Below are 904 nucleotides of genomic sequence, written 5' to 3'. Positions count from 1 at the left end.
CGGCGGTCAGGTCGGCCAGCGTGATGCGGCTCAGCTTCTCCGCCAGCAGCCTTTCGGCGGCGATGCGAAAATCGTCGAGGACGGCGATCACCGCCTGCTCGACGAGGCAGCCGGGGCTTTCCGGCTCTGTGCTGAACGGCAGCAGCGTCTCGCCAAGGGCGACGCTGATCTCGGCCAGGGATATTTTCTCGGGCGCCCGCCCGAGCAGCCAGCCGCCACCGTGCCCGCGCGACGAGGTGACGATGCCGGCATCGCGCAAGCCTGCGATGGTGCGGCGGACCACAACCGGATTGGTGTGGATGAAGGTGGCAAGCTGCTCGGAGGTCAGCGCCTGTTCGGGCTTCTCGGCCATGTGGACGAGAATGTGCAAGGTCGAGGACAGTCGGCTGTTGCGTTTCATGTAACTTAGTTAGTTACGATTGGCGAAGCCGTCAAGTGTTCGCCGGTTGCCACTTCCCAGCATCGCGTCCGCCGTGTTTAGTCCGGCCATGGCTTTCACCATCCGCCAGTTGCAGTTCTTCATCGCCGTCGCCGAGCAAGGCACGGTTTCGGGCGCCGCGCAGAACCTGTCAATCTCGCAGTCGTCGGTCACCGAAGCGATCAAGGAGCTCGAAAGCGATCTCGGCGTCGAACTGTTCGAACGCCATCCGCGTGGCCTCAACATCACCCACAAGGGCCACCAGTTCCTGCGCCACGCGACGAAAATCCTCGCGGACGTTTCCGACGCGCGCCGCTCTTTCTCCGGCGAGCAGGCGGTGGCGGCCGGCCGGCTGCAGCTCGGCGTCACCTCGCTGGTTGCCGGTTATGTGCTGTCGGATCTGCTCGCCCGCTACCGTCGCGCCTATCCCGGCGTCGAGGTCTCTGCCATCGAGGACAATGGCGATTATCTCGAACACCTCCTGAT

General features: G+C 64.3%; 2 protein-coding genes. One reads left to right on the top strand and one right to left on the bottom strand.

The annotated features are described in order from the left end of the window. A partial coding sequence (locus EN906_RS35620; protein WP_164777679.1) for an Rrf2 family transcriptional regulator occupies positions 1 to 400 on the bottom strand: 400 nt, incomplete at its 3' end. Positions 401 to 488: 88 nt separating this feature from the next. Here EN906_RS35620 and EN906_RS35615 point away from each other — a divergent pair. Continuing rightward, a partial coding sequence (locus EN906_RS35615) for a LysR family transcriptional regulator (RefSeq protein WP_164777680.1) occupies positions 489 to 904 on the top strand: 416 nt, incomplete at its 3' end.

The sequence above is a fragment of the Mesorhizobium sp. M7A.F.Ca.CA.004.06.1.1 genome, assembly GCF_003999135.1.
Classification (GTDB): Bacteria; Pseudomonadota; Alphaproteobacteria; order Rhizobiales; family Rhizobiaceae; genus Mesorhizobium.
The sequence above is the reverse complement of the archived record's forward strand: the minus strand, read 5'-3'. Positions and strand labels throughout refer to the sequence as shown.